General features: G+C 46.3%; 10 protein-coding genes. 1 reads left to right on the forward strand and 9 read right to left on the reverse strand.

Annotation, left to right across the window (positions count from 1 at the left end):
- Window positions 1-195: 195 nt before the first annotated feature.
- A complete protein-coding gene (locus MHB49_RS18945) occupies window positions 196-993 on the forward strand; it encodes a helix-turn-helix domain-containing protein (protein ID WP_405152554.1) in 798 nt (265 codons plus the stop codon).
- A 179-nt stretch (window positions 994-1,172) separates the two neighbouring features.
- Here the strand turns inward: MHB49_RS18945 and MHB49_RS18950 are convergent, their stop codons facing one another.
- From MHB49_RS18950 to MHB49_RS18990, 9 genes are all read right to left on the reverse strand, one after another.
- Complete coding sequence (locus MHB49_RS18950; protein WP_405152555.1) at window positions 1,173-2,795, reverse strand: response regulator; 1,623 nt, start codon at window positions 2,793-2,795, stop codon at window positions 1,173-1,175.
- Window positions 2,780-4,552, reverse strand: coding sequence for a sensor histidine kinase (locus tag MHB49_RS18955; RefSeq protein ID WP_405152556.1), 1,773 nt, complete (start codon window positions 4,550-4,552; stop codon window positions 2,780-2,782). The genes MHB49_RS18950 and MHB49_RS18955 overlap by 16 nt, the downstream gene beginning before the upstream one ends.
- A 33-nt stretch (window positions 4,553-4,585) precedes the next feature.
- Window positions 4,586-6,286, reverse strand: a complete 1,701-nt coding sequence (locus MHB49_RS18960) for an extracellular solute-binding protein (protein WP_405152557.1) — start codon at window positions 6,284-6,286, stop codon at window positions 4,586-4,588.
- Between the two features lie 148 nt (window positions 6,287-6,434).
- Window positions 6,435-7,967 (reverse strand): glycoside hydrolase 43 family protein, encoded by a 1,533-nt coding sequence (locus MHB49_RS18965; RefSeq protein WP_405152558.1) that lies wholly within the window; start codon window positions 7,965-7,967, stop codon window positions 6,435-6,437.
- Window positions 7,968-8,219: 252 nt separating this feature from the next.
- Complete coding sequence (locus MHB49_RS18970; protein ID WP_405152559.1) at window positions 8,220-9,776, reverse strand: glycoside hydrolase family 43 protein; 1,557 nt, start codon at window positions 9,774-9,776, stop codon at window positions 8,220-8,222.
- Window positions 9,776-10,729, reverse strand: a complete 954-nt coding sequence (locus MHB49_RS18975) for a carbohydrate ABC transporter permease (RefSeq protein ID WP_405152560.1) — start codon at window positions 10,727-10,729, stop codon at window positions 9,776-9,778. The genes MHB49_RS18970 and MHB49_RS18975 overlap by 1 nt, the downstream gene beginning before the upstream one ends.
- Window positions 10,729-11,694 carry an ABC transporter permease gene (locus MHB49_RS18980; protein ID WP_405152561.1) on the reverse strand — a complete coding sequence of 322 codons (966 nt, stop codon included), beginning with the start codon at window positions 11,692-11,694 and terminating at the stop codon, window positions 10,729-10,731. Before MHB49_RS18980 ends, MHB49_RS18975 begins: the two co-directional genes overlap by 1 nt.
- Before the next feature lie 143 nt (window positions 11,695-11,837).
- Window positions 11,838-13,514, reverse strand: coding sequence for a sugar ABC transporter substrate-binding protein (locus tag MHB49_RS18985; protein ID WP_405152562.1), 1,677 nt, complete (start codon window positions 13,512-13,514; stop codon window positions 11,838-11,840).
- A gap of 659 nt (window positions 13,515-14,173) precedes the next feature.
- The gene (locus MHB49_RS18990) at window positions 14,174-15,697 is read right to left on the reverse strand and encodes a helix-turn-helix domain-containing protein (protein ID WP_405152563.1); all 1,524 of its coding nucleotides are present in this window, start codon (window positions 15,695-15,697) and stop codon (window positions 14,174-14,176) included.
- Between the last annotated feature and the right edge of the window lie 361 nt (window positions 15,698-16,058).

Below are 16,058 nucleotides of genomic sequence, written 5' to 3' on the forward strand. Positions count from 1 at the left end.
TGAAAGCGCAAACAACCTGACTATTTACAGATATTTATCCGGTCAAATTATAGAAAGATACTGTTTTGAATGAACACCATATCAATTTTGTATGAACTGGTAAAAAAATGAACCTTCTGCGAAACTTGCACATTGTATGCGCTTTCTTTTCTAACCATAATGAAATTAAGCCTTAGAGGAGAGATCCTCCGTCGAATGAAAAGTCAGGAGAAGGTGAGGTTATGCTTCTTGTACAATATGCTGCTCGTCGATTACAGCCGTCGTTGGTGCGGGGAACTTCAGCACCTGTTGGACCACAACAAATCGCAATATGTCATCGGGGAATGTGTTTTTACTTCTTCCGCAGCCCTAACCGCTCTGCATGAAAAACAATTTGCCGTTATTGTCGTATTTACGGAGAGATACGATACTGCCGGGTTGTGGTTGTGTCAACACATACGGAAGATCAGTGATATTCCAATCCTCCTTCTTGGTGGAAGAGATCACTATAGGCTTGTGCGGAAAGCAATGGCGTATCAAGTCAATGACTATTTGTCTTATCCTGTCCATCCTTCCGCACTGCTGAACAGCTTACTTGGAATGCGGACCAGACTAAATCCTGAACCAACTAAACAAAGTCCACCTACCATATCCCCCTTTCGAATCGACAGAAAAGCGATGGATTCCAGTCATGTGATCCGCCTTATCAAAGCCTATGTCCGGGATCATCTGGGCGATGAAATTACGCTGAGGAAAATTTCCGACATGCTTCATTTCAATTGTGCCTATCTGGGACAGAAGTTTAAGCTGGAGGAAAACATCTCTTTCACGGAATACTTGCTGCAGCAGCGTATGGAGAAAGCCAAGCAGCTTCTGTCATCGACAAGCCTGCGAATATATGAAATAGCTGTAGAAGTAGGTTACAAGGATATTGATTGGTTCTACAAAAGATTCAAAACCTATACCGGATCTAGCCCCAATGCCTACCGAAGACAGAAAACCCATACGGCATAGACGGGTTCATCTGTTCCCTAATGGATTCGTTTCCGATCAAGCCAAAAACGCAGGAGCAATGACGCCTGCGTTTTTGTCATATCCGTTTCCTTTTGACATCTAGATCAAAAGGTCATCATATCAAAAATGTATTTATCTCACGTACTCTAGATGGACGATTCCAATTCAATTGGATTACCCTAAGGCACCAACAAGGATTCGCGGTATTCCTGCGGCGTCATGCCCGTCAGCTTCTTGAACAGACGTGTAAACGAATGAGCTGCCTCATAACCAACTTCCAGTGCTACCTCGCGCACCATAAGCTCCGTATTTCCAAGCAGCTCCTTGGCTCTTCGGATACGGCAATTGTCAATAAACTCGGACAAGTTGATTCCCGTTTCCTGCTTGAAGAATCGCGATAGATAGGACGGGTTGAAATGATTCAATTCAGCCAGCCGGACCAAGGATAAATCCTTTTCAAGATTATTGTTGATGTAATTGCATATCGTTTGGGTCACTAGGTTAGCCCGTTCCGCTTCGTTTGCTTGTTTGAATTGAACTAATTCATCAGCTGCGCGGTACAGGTTTTGCACAGCATCCCTTATACTTCGATAATTTCCGAGATGAAGCAGGCTTTGCTGATCAGGCATCTGATGTGGCAGCCCCCAACGATTGTATGTTGTATAAAGCATCAATGCCAGGTGATAGTAGGTCTCCATCGCTCGTTCCATGATCATGTTCTGCTGCAGCAATTCGTTGATCAACTCTTCAAAGACGTCATAAAAAGACTGGAACCTTCCGGTTTCCAAATAACCGATCATTAATTCAATACGACTAGAAATGCGCACGTAATCCTTGGAAAAACCTGCAACAGGTTCTTCGGTTCTATCCGTCAACACCATGGATATCCCGTCCCCGATCTTCATCCATTGCAGAAGACGCAATCGTTCATATTGTCCTGGAATTTGAGACCATGGACAGCCCTGCCCGCTTAATGTGAATGCAATGGACACGCCTAAAGAAGACTGGCAAGCTTCTTGCACAAGTTCCAACGTGCCTTCGACATACGTGACAAATTGATCATCCGGATTGACTTTCTCTCTATTCGGTTGGAGCAGCCACACCGCATCGCCATAATGGTCGGTTACGCTGGCACATATCGCATGTTCACGGATAAAAGAAGAACCAATCACACGAACCGACGCCTGGACTGGCTCCAGATCAACATGGTCTTCCAGTAACGTATTGAATCGTCCAAGCACGAGATACACCGGGGAGTCCACTTGTAATTCGATATTTCTTTGGGTCAGTTCAGCTTGTATCTCATCGGATGAACATGCCAGTGTACATTTCTGAAGAAGCTTACGCACATATTCCTCCTGCTGCAGCGCGGCTAATCTTGAAGTGATCTCAACAGACTGTTCCAGCACTTTATTCATGGTGTGACTTTGCCGAATCTCTTCCATCACCTGTTCAACAACGGCCAACACTTTGTCATAGCCCTCCGTTTTGAGTAAGTACCGAACATTTGGCATCTGAAAAGCCTTGTATGCATAATCAAAATCGCTGTGTCCCGTCAAGAAAACAACGCGGCATTGCGGCCATCTGGCCTGAATTTCTTCGGTCAGCTCCAGACCGCTTGTTCCCGGCATGCGGATGTCTGTCAGTACAATGTCTATTCTGGAGCGTCGCATCCAAGCCAACGCCTCCGCAGCAGAGTATGCTTTGCACACGTCAAGGTTGTCAGGCATGTACCTTGCAAACGTCTCATACAGACTATCCGTTATAATCTCCTCGTCATCGACAATCAGAAGTCTATACATTCGTTATTCGTCTCCCCTTCCTTCCGCTGAATCCGAACAGCGACCCTCAATCCCTGCAGCTCACTTCTGGAGAGAGAAAGACCGCTTTCTTTCCCATAGGTCAGTCTCAGACGTCGGTGTATATTCATTAATCCAGTCATCTCATCCGTGTTTGTTTCATTGTGCAGCCGCTCTTGGAGAAGCTCGATATCATCTGTCCGCAGGTCATTTCCGTTGTCTTCCACGACGAATTCGAAATAGGAATCTTTCATGCAAAAATGTACGCGCAAGAGACCCAGGCTTGTGTTTTTTTCAAGACTGTGCTCGTAAGCATTCTCAATAATCGGCTGAATAATCAGCCTGGGCACTTGAATCTGTTCCATTTCCGGGGGCACCTGCCCGAAGTCCACCTTAATCCGTCTGGAGAATCGCAGCTGCTGAATTTCTGTATAGATTCGCGAATGTTCCACCTCCTCCTTCAAGGGTACATGATCTTTCCCGTTTCGAGTGATGAAGCGAAAATATTCGCCAAGCATGTTCGTAAATTGTTCAATGCGTTCCGTATCCCCTGTTCTGGCGAGGGAATTGAGAATGAAGAAGCTATTGTACAGAAAATGCGGATTAATCTGGGATTGAAGCTGTCTCAATTCAGCCCGCTGCATCATCATGGTCATTTTGAAATCACGATCAATCAACTGCCGAAGATTTTCGATCATATGATTGAAACGGCTGTACAGAAAGCCGAATTCGTCTTTTCGATGGTGGATGATCGGTATGTCCAGCACGCCACCCTCCATCTTCTTGAACCTTTTGACGAGCAGTAACAGCGGCATGTGGATCAGCTTGTAGCTGGAGTACAGATACGCAGCAATGGCGATGAATGAAGTAACGGCAAAAATCCAGGCCCACTGAACAAATCTGCTGAGAGGTTTGGTTACGATTTCCTCCGGCAAGTAGGTGGCTACGGACAAGCCCAGAGTACTTATATGAAGCTGGTTTACATGATACATGATCCCCTCCACATTCACCTGAAAACTGTCATCCAGATTCGCAAAACCGAGTTTACGGTGACTGGACAGAATCATATCACGCTGCTGCTCGTCTGAGATGGCCTGCCCCGTTTGGTCCTCAATCAGGAATGTTGCACTCTCGGGATACAGATTGAGTTGTGACAATTCATTCCGAAATTCGGCCGTATCCAGTTCCACTTGCACAACAAACAGCGGGGACTCTCCCCCCTTGCCTGTTAGCCTTACGGCGCTAAGATTCAGGTTGTCTCCTTTTACGTTGAAGCGATTCCCTTTCCCTGCACGACTTGAACTAAAATAGTTAAAAGAATCCTGATCAAAGTCATCAATGCCCTGCACGGCCGATACGCTCTTGTTGACCTCGGGGATATGCACGTAAACGTTCTTGATGTAAGCACTGCTATTTTTGAAAGCAGCTAATCGTTCCGATAAATAATTCAACGTTTCACGTCTTTCCACCTGATCCATCATGTTCCACAAGATGGCAAGCCGGTTCAGTTTGCGGTCTTCGGCGATATCGAACTGCTGTAGTTCCATCCATTCAATTTCCCTGCTCAGCTCCATCGCAAACTGGTCCAGACGCCGTTCCGTCGATAGGGATATTTCCTGGCTTGCCGTATCGTAACTCCAGTGATACAGATATACGCCGAGAAGAATCAGAGGAATTACAAACACCAGATAGGTCATGATTAATCTAGCAAATATGCTGTTAAGCCATGACTGGGCAGGTATCCTAAACAACCCATTCACCTCCTGCCCGCCATACCGAGATAGGATTGCAGGCTAATTCGAAGAAGCGAACGGTCGGTGATCCCTTCCGCCATTGGTTCTGAACCATGCATTCACCTCCGATGTAATTTCTTCCCCGCCCAGTTTGTACCAATCGTCCACGAATTGATCGAATTCTTCGATGGGCGAACCAAGGATAATATTCATGTAGGCTTCAAGCTGAAGATCTCGAAGAATGATTTGCCGATCAACCATGGTTTCGGTTATCCCGCCGGTATATTCGTCATAGAGAAACTGCCCGTTCTTGCCATAGGCGTCCGCAATGCTAAAAGCACCCGAAGGGCCATAAGTCTGTTTCCATCCCCATCCACTCTTTACGCCTTCGGAATCATAAGCAACCATTCGTTTGTGTATCGCAAGGGCTTCGTTTTCCAAGCTTGAGAAACTCCCTCTTTTTTGGGCGTCGCGAATATCACTGTAGGCATCCATGTTTTTCGTCCCTGGAAAGGGCGTTACCGGCGATAGCATCCACACGGCCCGTGAGTCATCGTTATAGTACGTTTCATACTCGGCTTGTTCACCCCAGTTTTTGTCCAGATGGAGATTCATGAGCTTTACAATGACCTCGGGATACGCGAATCCTTTTCTTACAGCGAAATATTGTCCTGTATTGGAACGGAGCGGGACCTTTATGCCTCTCCCAGACTCCGCCACAAGAGGATAAGCTTGCCACTCCGCATCAGGGTCCGTATCGCGGGTAGTCTGAAGCATGAAAGGGGTCCACTGTTCACCATAAAGCATGCCTATTTTACCGTCCTGAATCAGTCGGTACTCCTTGCTTCCGTTTTTGTAGGCAAACTCGGGATCGATCTGCCCATTAAGATATAGGGTCTGCAACAATTCAAGGGCTTCTCTTGCCTCCGGCTGTATGCCACCGTAGGTCAGATTTCCCTGCTTGTCCTTAATCCAAATATTCGGATAAGCTCCGTAACCGGCCATGAATCCGGATACGCCCATCACGGGGTCCCATAAATAACTTGTCATCGCCATTCCGTAGGTGTCCTGTTTCCCGTTACCATCCGGGTCTCGTTCTGTGAACGCTTTCGATATTTTCAGAACATCCTCCATCGTTGTAGGCGGCTGCAGGTCCATTTTTTCCAGCCAGTCGCTTCTGATCCATAAATACTGCGCCGTTTCAATGGAAGAAGAGGATTCTGGGATGGCCATCAGTTTGCCGTCAATGGTGGCGGCGTCGAACGCACCTCTTCCCTCGGCCTCCAATATTTTTTTGGTAAGCGGAGAGGCTTGCGTCCGGTATACTTCCGTCAAGTCTTCGATCCATCCGGCATTGCTCAACTGCCTGAGTTGATATGGGTTTACCTTGACGATATCCGGAAAACGGCCTGATGCAAGGGCCACCCCCAGCTTCTGATTGTACACGTCTCCCGTTGCGATCCAGTCATAGCGAATCTGAATGCCCAATTCTTCTTCATATAAGCGGGTCCAGCGATTGTCCGCCATGCTCTCACCCGGTAGCTGCTCAATCATTCGCTGCAAGTCTTCCCCGGTTTCCCTGACAAAAGTAACTTGTATTGGCGGAACGTATTTTCCTTCCTCCTCGGATGGCAGTCCCTGTTGCCCTGAAGGCACGGGCCCCGGTTGGTCCGAAATTCCTTGCGTGAGGCCTGCAGGCATGAACAACGCAAAGAGGAGAATTAAGGTCCATCTTGATCCGTACTTCCATCTTTTAGACACAGCGACTTTCCCCCATTCTATTGGAATGAACTCCTACCATTGTTTGTTTTCTAGTCAGCCGAATCCGATCAATATATAACAAACTGGCACCGACGATTACAAAAAGCCGCCACCAGGCGACTTTATCCATAACCATCGTATTCATTGCCTAGATGATGCCGTATTTGAAATTCGAAAAATCGGCTGTTCCTCCGATGACCTGCGTAGAATACAGAAACAAGCCAATCCGGCAGCCCATGAAATGATCCAGTTTGTAAAACATCTTGTGGGAGATGCCAAGCGGCTTGTACTCCGTGCCATCGAGATAAGCAAAGGAACATTCATCCCGATTTTGCTCGAAACGGCCTGCTGCCTGTAGCGTAACGACTGGCCCCGCTACGGGAATTCGTGCATGCTCCGTCGCAGGCTCCTGATCGATCAAATTGCCAAATATGCTGGAATCCTGACTTTCCCGCGCCTGCATGACAAGATAGAACTGTCCCTTATCCCTCGTTAATGCAATCAAACCATAAGTACCTATGAGGAAACATATCCCTGCATAATCGCCATCGTTCAATCCGCTGCCGTCCAGCGTGACGTTAACCGCACAAGCAGGACCCATCGCACGCTGGGTCAGTGTGTTCACAGCAAAAGTAAGATTAGGGCTTAGCCGTCCGGTCCGAATTCGGTACACGCCAGGCTTCTCGGTTACGGACCACAGCTCATCGTGTGGCGTATGGTTCCACTGCCAAAAATCACGGAGACGTATCCTTTCGTCCTCTCCGATGCGATACTCGAAATCGTCACTGCCTACCAATGGGCTGTATCGATGATCCGGCCTTGTGCTGGGGATATCTATTGTGCTTGGCGCTTTGTTTGCAAAGACGGGAATACCCTCTTCAAAATGCATGGGAACGATTACAGGAATTCGTCCCACTGCACCATGATCCTGAAACAGCATGGCATACCATTCCCCATCCGGCGTATCGACGATTCCACCTTGAGCAACGCCCGAATTGAAATACCCCATATCGTCATTAAATACGTCTCCGCCAACAAACTCACCGTCTAGCGTATCCGCCATGAAATAAGCCTGGGTTCTGCGGCCCGCCTGTTTGGAAATGTGAATCAGAAACACATAATACTTCCCATCGATCTTATAGAAATGGGCACCTTCGTAACCAAGGTGATAAGGTTCCCGCTCTTTCACGATTATACGCTGCTTTCCCCCCGGTTTAGGTCCGGACAGGTCAGCCTTTAACTCAATCAGATGAATCTCTGCATTGCCGTGCACCAAATATACCCGATTGTCATCGTCAAAGAACAGGGAGCAATCATGATAAAAACCCTCAACGATGCGTTTGTCCCATGGCCCCGAGATGGATGAAGATGTGTACAAATACGTCTTTCGCGTATCATTGGCTACAAAAATTACATAGAACTTCCCTTGGTGATACCGAAGAGAAGCTGCCCACATGCCTTTACCATAGACGTGTTTGCCATCTTCCAGTCTTTGCGCCGGAGTGTCATCCAGCCGGTCATATACATGGGTTGCCACTTCCCAATGAGTCAGATCATACGAACGCAGGATGACGCACCCCGGCATCATATGCATCGTCGTGCTAACCATGTAATACGTATCTTCTACTCGAATGACATCGAGATCCGGGTAATCGGCCCATAGGATTGGATTGTGAACCATGCCTTTATTACACCTCTCTTAGTTTTGAATATTGTAAAATAAAAACACCTTCACACACTGACTCCTCAGTCAATCCCATTTTACATGTTTTGATCGAGCAGCGACAGAGAAATAATTTGCTCTCTTCCTTGATAGAAAGCTTCAATATATATGTTGCAATACATATAACCTCCATGCCATTGTGATCGTGGCAAGAAGGTTATATGTAATGACAACAATCAGTATATGACGCTCTGAATGGTTCCTCTTCCGCTAGATTTCATAACTGAACCAATCAAAACGTGCAGGAGTCCGGCTCGCCTGGCCATTGCCGGTGGCATATAATCCAACCACCGCTCCGGTGAAGCACATTTTATGCACAAAATCCTCCGGCGAAATGGCGCGCGCCAATCCCGAGCCCAGACTGATCCAGTGATGTCCATCTTCGGAGCAGCTCAGCTTATAATCCTTCTCCGTCGATTCAATCCGGAGAAACAACTGCTCCGCTTCAGTTTCATCCTCGAACACGACTTTTGACTCTCCACGTACCGTCAGGCGGGCAAAAATCCGGTTGCTCCCATCCGATCTTCTTATGCCAAGCTCATAGTGGGCATCCTCATCCCGGCGAATGCACAGTCCTGCTTCTTCTCCATCCGCAGCCGGAACGAAGGTCAGGCTGGTTGTGTAGCAGGCTTGAAGATGCTGCTGCCTCCGGCCAACAAACGTAACCTGATCAACCTCACCGAGATTTGCCTCTTGTCCGTACAGTGTCAGAAAACCCGGATTATCCGTCATGGAGCATGCTCCTTCTGATGGATTGCGCACGAACATCCACTGCGGACCCAACTCATTATCAAAGTCGTCCCGGCCTGCAACGACTGCTGCATGACTCTCCGGTACAGAATGTGCTGTTATCGGCGAGCGTTGAACTTCCATGTCCAAACTTACGATTCCTTCATTATTGTCAATATGCGGCCAACCGTCGTTCCAAACAACGGGGGCAAGGAACGTTTCCCGTCCAAGCACACTGAAACCATCCTCTGTCAATCGGACACCAAGGAATACGGCCCACCATTCACCTTGGTGATCCTCCACCAGATCGGCATGGCCCAAATACTGGATGGGATGATCCAGATGGCGGTGAGTAAGAATGGGTTCGGGATAGCGCTCGAACGGACCGTACGGATTGTCGCTGCGGCCTATGATTTCACGATGCTCCTTTGCCGTCCCTCCCGAAGCAGACATCATGTAATACATCCCGTTGATTTTGTACAGGTGCGGCCCTTCGGTCCACGGTCCGCCGTCTCCGTGCCATACCACTTGCGGTTCAGAGAGCGCTTCTCCTGTCGTAATGTCGATCTCATATTGAATGGCATGAGAATCGTAATCCGCGCCTTGCTGAGCCGTAACGTAAACTTTTCCGTCATCGTCAAAAAATAGAGATGGGTCGATTCCGCCATATGGAATGCGAATCGGATCAGACCATGGTCCGGCTGGGTTGGTCGTTGTAACATAGAAGTTCCCGATGCCTCTCACATCAGTCGTAATCATATAAAACGTGCCTTCATGGTATCGCAGCGCAGGTGCATAAATCCCGTCCGAGCTTTTTTGACCGGTCAAATCAAGCTGGCTGATCCGGTCCAATACGTTGCCGATCTGCTCCCAGTTAATCAGATCCCGGCTCCGAAAAATTGGAACTCCGGGAAAATATTCAAATGAACTGCATACAAGGTAAAAGTAATCTTCGGCCTTCACGATGCTTGGATCCGGATAAAACCCGGGAAGAATTGGGTTAGTATAATGGATCGTATGCGATTGAAGTTGTGTCATTATTCCTTCACACTCCCTACATTTAGTCCTACGACAAAGTATTTTTGCATAAACGGATACACCAGCAAGATCGGAACTGAAGCGACAATCGTAACTGCAGCACGAATGGATATCGGCGTTACCTGTGTTGAATGTTCCACCCCTATGCCGTTGGCTACAGAAGGATTACTGTTGGCGTTCATGCTGGAAGACAACAGCTTCATTAGTTCGTATTGAAGTGTGCTGAGCTCTTGTCGAGATGATGTGTACAGAAACGCATCAAACCAGGAGTTCCATGCCCCGACTGCAACAAAGAGCGCAATGGTCGCCAGCACGGGTTTGCATAGCGGAAAAATAATTTTCCAAAAGATTCTGAATTCTCCCGCGCCATCAATTTTGGCTGATTCAATCAAGCTTTCAGGGATCGTGTAAATATAGGTACGAATAACGATCAGGTTAAACGCACTAATCAGCGATGGTAAAACATACACCCAGAAGGAGTTAATCAAATGCAGATCCTTCATCAGGAAGTACCCCGGAATTAGCCCGGCATTGAAATACATCGTCAGTACAAAAACGGTCGTAATCAGCTTGCGGAAAATATAATCACGCCGACTCAGTGTGTAAGCCAGCATGGTGGTCAAGAAAATGTTCAGAACGGTGGATAGTACGGTACGTGCAACGGAAATCAAAAATGCATTATAAATTGTGCCTGATGCAAATACGGCTTTGTAATTCTGCATGGTGAAATCGCGAGGCCATAAATATAAGCCTCCCCGAATAGTGTCATTCCCTGCATTAAACGAAACCACAATCGTGTTCAAAAATGGATACAACGTCACAATCACCAGCAAAACCATGAAGATCGTATTAAACGTGTTGAACAGAAACGGTTCAATGCCTCTGCCACCCGGGCGGCGAACGGAAAGCGCCGCTGTGTTTCCTAAACCAGACAATGGTGTTTTTTTCGTCATTATAACAGCCTCTCTTCCCCAAGCCGCTTGGCGGTCCAATTCGCTACAAGTAACATCGTAATGCTGACTACGGTCTTGAATATGCCGCCTGCAGTTGCAAGCGAATAGTTGCCTTGGGCAATCCCGTATTTAAGCACAAAGATATCAATCGTTTCCGCCCAGTCAACAACCAATCCGTTACCCAGCAAATACTGAACCTCAAAGCCGGCCTCCAGAATATGCCCAATCGACATAATCAGCAGAATGACAATGGTAGGCTTGATGCCCGGCAAGGTGACATTCCACATTTTTTGATAGCGGTTGGCTCCATCAATATCGGCAGCTTCATACTGTGCCGGGTCAATGGAGGCCATGGCCGCCAAATAAATAATGGTGCTCCATCCGACTTCTTTCCATATATGAGAACTTGCCACAACGCCCCAGAAATACTTGCCTTCCGTCAGCCACAAGATCGGCTCGTTGATTAAATGCAGTTTCATGAGGATATCGTTGATAATACCGTCCGAAGCAAGCGATGTCGCTACGATGCCGGTAACGATAATCCATGATAAGAAGTGAGGCAGATACGAGATAGTCTGTACCGTCCGCTTCCACAGGATCTTCTTGATCTCATTAAGCAGCAGTGCCAGAACAATGGCGGTTACGAAACCCAAAATCATGTTGATGACACTCATGGCAAGCGTATTGCGAAGCACACGCAAGAAATTGTCATCGGTGAACAAAAACTGAAAATGCTTAAATCCTACCCACGTCTGCTGTGAGAAACTCCGGGCCGGTTTATAATCCTGAAAGGCCATTGTCCAACCCCATACAGGCACGTAAGCAAAGACAATAATGTATGCAAGCAGAGGAACAGACATCCATATGAGCTGTCTCTGTGCTTTGATATTTTGCCAAGTAATCCGCCTAATTTTCGGTTTTTTCTTTGGGCGGAGCGGCTTGGTACCCACTACAATTTCCTCCATAATATCAGGCCCCTATCCATCTTTATATTGAAAGGAAAACATCAGAGCAACGTATCTTCCCTGATGGATGACCACGTCCTGTGGCAACAATTATTGAAAGAATGAAGAAGGAAGGTCGTCTTCCTTCCTCATTTCTAAGTCTTTTATTTCACAGACCAGTTATCGATTCTCCACTGCAACACTTCATTGATGCGATCCTCATATGCCTTGATGTCCAGCTTATGAATCTCGGAAACGTATTCATTCCACACGCTGTCAAACTCTGATGTACCGACCAAGATGGTTTTTGGCAAATATTTGGTCGACAATTCGTTCAACTTCGTATTGGCAATCTTGGCTGGGGATCCTTCAACCAGATCGACGGACCAAGCAGGGTAAGTCACCGGATTCTCTGGCGGAGCACTAAAGAAATCGATATAACTGTTGAAACCATAGGTATCCAGAACTTCCTTGTCAAACGGTTTCAAGCTGGCTTGGTATTCTTCTGGCTGGTTGCTTGCCGAAGTTGCGTTGCCATCGCTAAAGTATCCTTCCACTTTCGGCGCAGTAGCATAAAAAGCGTCTGCTTTGTTGGCCAGCTTCCAAGCCGCATCTGCAGCGTTGTCGCGCTGCTCTTGGGTTTTCATGAAGCGACCTTCGTCATTGACGTAATAGTCTTCATCCTGAATGCCCCAAGTGAGTGTCTTTTGCCAATCTTCTTCCATGAGCTTGTCGAGTGCTTTAATGATTTTCACAGGGTCTTTAGCACTCACGGTAATACCGAAGCCATTGTTCAGATTCAGTGCTGCGCGGTCACGATAATAGTCTTTGGTGCTGCTGTCATACACGAGCGGGAAACCTACATAAGTGCGTTCAATTTTGTCCTGCGTTATGAGTGAATCTTCCGCGCTTTGGAAATTCCAATGTTGATCGAACATGCCGAGTACGGACCCACTGGACAATTTGGCCATGTATTGGTCGTAGTTTTGTGCAAACGCTTCCTTATCAAGCAAGCCTTGGGCATTAATTTCATTCAACTTCTGATAGTACGTCTTCGCATAATCCTTGTCTGCAAAGATCTCCGCCTTCCCATCGTTGACGACCACTCCGCCATCATTCGGATGACCGATCAAATGCTGCGGCGGATTCAGCAGGCCCCAGTTTTTCCAGTCATAGTTCAGGACCTCAAAACCGATGGTCGGCTTGCCATCAATGGTTGGATACTTCTCCTTGTATTTTGCGATCAAATCGAAGTACTCGTCCAGCGTTTTTGGAGTCGGGTAACCGAACTCTTTCAACACGGCTTTTTGAATCCAGAACGCGGGACCGCTGTAATAAGTGTCAGCCACTTCGCCGTTATATGCACCATAGTTCGGCAGGTAGTAAATATGTCCATCATTCGGGTCCTTCATTTGATTCCAGTACTTCTCGTAATGTTTTTTCAAATTCGGGGCGTGTTCTTCAATCAGATCTTCAAGCGGAATGACTGAACCGGCAGCTGTCAGCTTGGTATCCGCAGAGATCAGATCAGGATAATCTCCACCAGCAATCATGACACCGAGTTTTTGGTTTTTATCACCGGCCAGGAATTCGAATTTGAATGTTACGCCAAGCTCTTCTTTTATTTTCTTGTAAATCTTGTTGTCAGCGGTTGGCTGCTGTCCGGCCTCGTTCAGGAAAACCGAGATTTCTATCGGATTGTCAGCGCCTACCTCAGTACCATTGCCTTTTTCTCCGCTGCCTGTGTCATTTGTACTGTCTGAGCAGCCAGCCAGCACAACGCTCAGTGACAACAACAATGTTGCCCCCATACGGAAAAACTTCTTTTTACTGTCCCCCATAAAGAACCTCCAAGTTTCAATTTCGCTTCAAATGAAAACCCTTTCATTCGAATAATTTAATTATAAATTTAACGCCAGCTGGAAACTATGTTCAAATTAATACTCTTTTCGAGAAAAACTCAGGTCTTCTCCTATAAGCAAAAGCTTAAATTGTAAGGTGCTTGGCTAGTCTTTTTTCTTATACTCGTTAGGAAACATGTACATTCGTTTCTCAAACTACTTTAAAAAATGAAGATGCTATAATCCAAATTTTCCCAGTAATTCGCTGCTTTTATACGAATTCAATCGTAGTAAACGACAAGCTTCTTCAACCCGAAGATAATGAAGCAATCCTCTTCCAACCATTCATAGCCGGCATATGTATATCGACCAAGACAAGATCAGGCTTCAGTTCCTCCATTCGTTTCAAACCTTCCAACCCATTTCCGCAGAATCAAACACCTCAAGCCGACATTTAAACAGATATCCATAACTGCAGGCCTTCAAGGGCAAAGGGTTCATCATCAATCAAAATACATTAAATGGCTCCTGGTCCATTCCTCTCCCGTTGTCGGATACAATGAGACACAGCTGTTTATTGCGATGCTGGGAAACGGATTGTTCTGGACATCGTTGTTTTTGGTATCTTTATTCGTACTTCTCATTTGTTCAGGAGTCTATTACTGCCTTCGATATGCAGAAGGTGCCATGCCTGTCATTCTCTTGAACTGAGTTACAAAATAGTCTGAATTCGGATAACCTGACTGTACCGCAACGTCTGGAATGGTTAAGCAGCTTTGTCGTAATAGCTTTTTCGCTTCTTCATTCCGTTTGTCATTTAAGTATTCACGAAACGTTTTGCCGGTCTGCTGTTTGAAAGCTTGCCCTAAATAATTGGCATTCATATGGAATTTTTGTGCTAGCTCCTGAAGCTTCAACTTTTCACGGAACTCCTGATTGACATACTGAATCACACGAAAAACCGTGTTGCCTGCCTTTTCTTTTCGCTGCTCTTGTATCGCTTTCAAAGCGTTGAGGCTTAGCATGAGGCCATACTTCTGAAACGCGGGGAATGTGTCGATTTTTGTAATGATGCCCGCCATATTTTGAACATGCAGCATAAACCTTCCTATATCTCCCTTTAGCTCATTCAACTGTTTGAGTATGCTCATTTCAAGGGCTAACAATTGAACACGGACGTATTCAATATCCGAGGCTGGCAGCCCTGAGTCAGGATTAGCAAGCAGTGTGTCAATCTTCCTTTCCAACTTATCCTGTTCTTCTGCAAGGATGGCTTCCATTAGATTTGCTAAAGCTTTTTGATTCACGCTTGCCAAGGGATCATTTTGTGGTAGATCCTGTTGATGAACAAAGCCGACCTCATTGTGATAACGCTTCCATTTTAATGCTAACAAAGCGTTCTCATATGCTGACCTCATGACGCATCCAGCCCCCGAATGACGTCCAAAGGCCACAGTGATAGATGCATGACCAGAATATATCTCGAACAGACTTCTGCCCATCTCCTCTAGCTGCTTCAAGGAACCTTTTTTATCTGCAGCAAACACTCCGATGTTTCCTTCAGCATCCACAAAAGGTTCGGACCAATGAGCGTCAGCAAAACTGTTTATCCGTCCTTTCACGTTATCTTTACAAATATCCGTTGCAACCAGAAGACAGGCCATATCTTCATGAACTTCCATTCGAAGCATTCTTCTCGCTTCTGCGCGTAGCTGACTGCTGTCTTCCCCTTGCAGCAGCCGATTAAATAAACCGTTTACATATATGGCATGTTCGCGTTGACGGGCTTCTGCTGCAACGTTATCCTCCAAGATTTTAGGGGTTATCGACTCCAATAAGGATTCAATCTCAACCTCATCAATCGGCTTGAGCAAGTAGTCCTCCACACGCAAATCCAGAGCTAATTTCGCATATTCAAAGCTATCGTATCCGCTTAAAATAACAAATCGGGGTGGTCTGGCCAGCCCTCCATTAGAACGATTTATGAGTTCAAGGCCGTTGACCGAAGGCATGTGAATATCCGTAAACACCAGATCCGGCTGGAGATTTTTGATCAAGACCCAAGCATCATTTCCATTCTCTGCCTCTCCGCAGATTCTGTAGCCGTATTTGTCCCAATTGATCATGCTTCGCAAGCCCTCAAGTATCCAAGGCTCATCATCGACCAGTAAAACATCCATCATTCCTGCTTCCTCCTTCTATTGGAATTATCGCAGCCAAGAAAAGTATACCTATTTAATTATTAAGAGCTTTCAGCTCGTACACAATAGACAATACTTTATCTAGCAGCCAAATCTTTACCCTTTTAGAGAAAACAAAGATGATGTGACATGTTAAAAGTTAAATCTGAAATCTGTGTGCTCAGATATACTATTGCATGTCTAATCGGAAATAAGAATATGTTCTTATCCATCTCGGAAATTTTGCAAGTCCTTGCCTTGTGACAAGAACTTGTACCGTTAAAATAAAAAAGCCGCTAAATTAGCGACTTCAATGGGAATATGTTCTTGTCCTTGGACAACTTTTCTTTGGATCTTCATCTGG

This window comes from Paenibacillus sp. FSL K6-0108 (genome assembly GCF_045040695.1).
In the GTDB taxonomy this organism is placed as follows: Bacteria; Bacillota; Bacilli; order Paenibacillales; family Paenibacillaceae; genus Paenibacillus; species Paenibacillus pabuli_B.

Coding starts and splice junctions, on each gene's coding strand:
- MHB49_RS18945 (WP_405152554.1), top strand. CDS start 196: ATGAAAAGTCAGGAGAAGGTGAGGTTATGCTTCTTGTACAATATGCTG.
- MHB49_RS18950 (WP_405152555.1), bottom strand. CDS start 2,795: ATGTATAGACTTCTGATTGTCGATGACGAGGAGATTATAACGGATAGT.
- MHB49_RS18965 (WP_405152558.1), bottom strand. CDS start 7,967: ATGGTTCACAATCCAATCCTATGGGCCGATTACCCGGATCTCGATGTC.
- MHB49_RS18970 (WP_405152559.1), bottom strand. CDS start 9,776: ATGACACAACTTCAATCGCATACGATCCATTATACTAACCCAATTCTT.
- MHB49_RS18975 (WP_405152560.1), bottom strand. CDS start 10,729: ATGACGAAAAAAACACCATTGTCTGGTTTAGGAAACACAGCGGCGCTT.
- MHB49_RS18980 (WP_405152561.1), bottom strand. CDS start 11,694: ATGGAGGAAATTGTAGTGGGTACCAAGCCGCTCCGCCCAAAGAAAAAA.
- MHB49_RS18985 (WP_405152562.1), bottom strand. CDS start 13,514: ATGGGGGACAGTAAAAAGAAGTTTTTCCGTATGGGGGCAACATTGTTG.
- MHB49_RS18990 (WP_405152563.1), bottom strand. CDS start 15,697: ATGATGGATGTTTTACTGGTCGATGATGAGCCTTGGATACTTGAGGGC.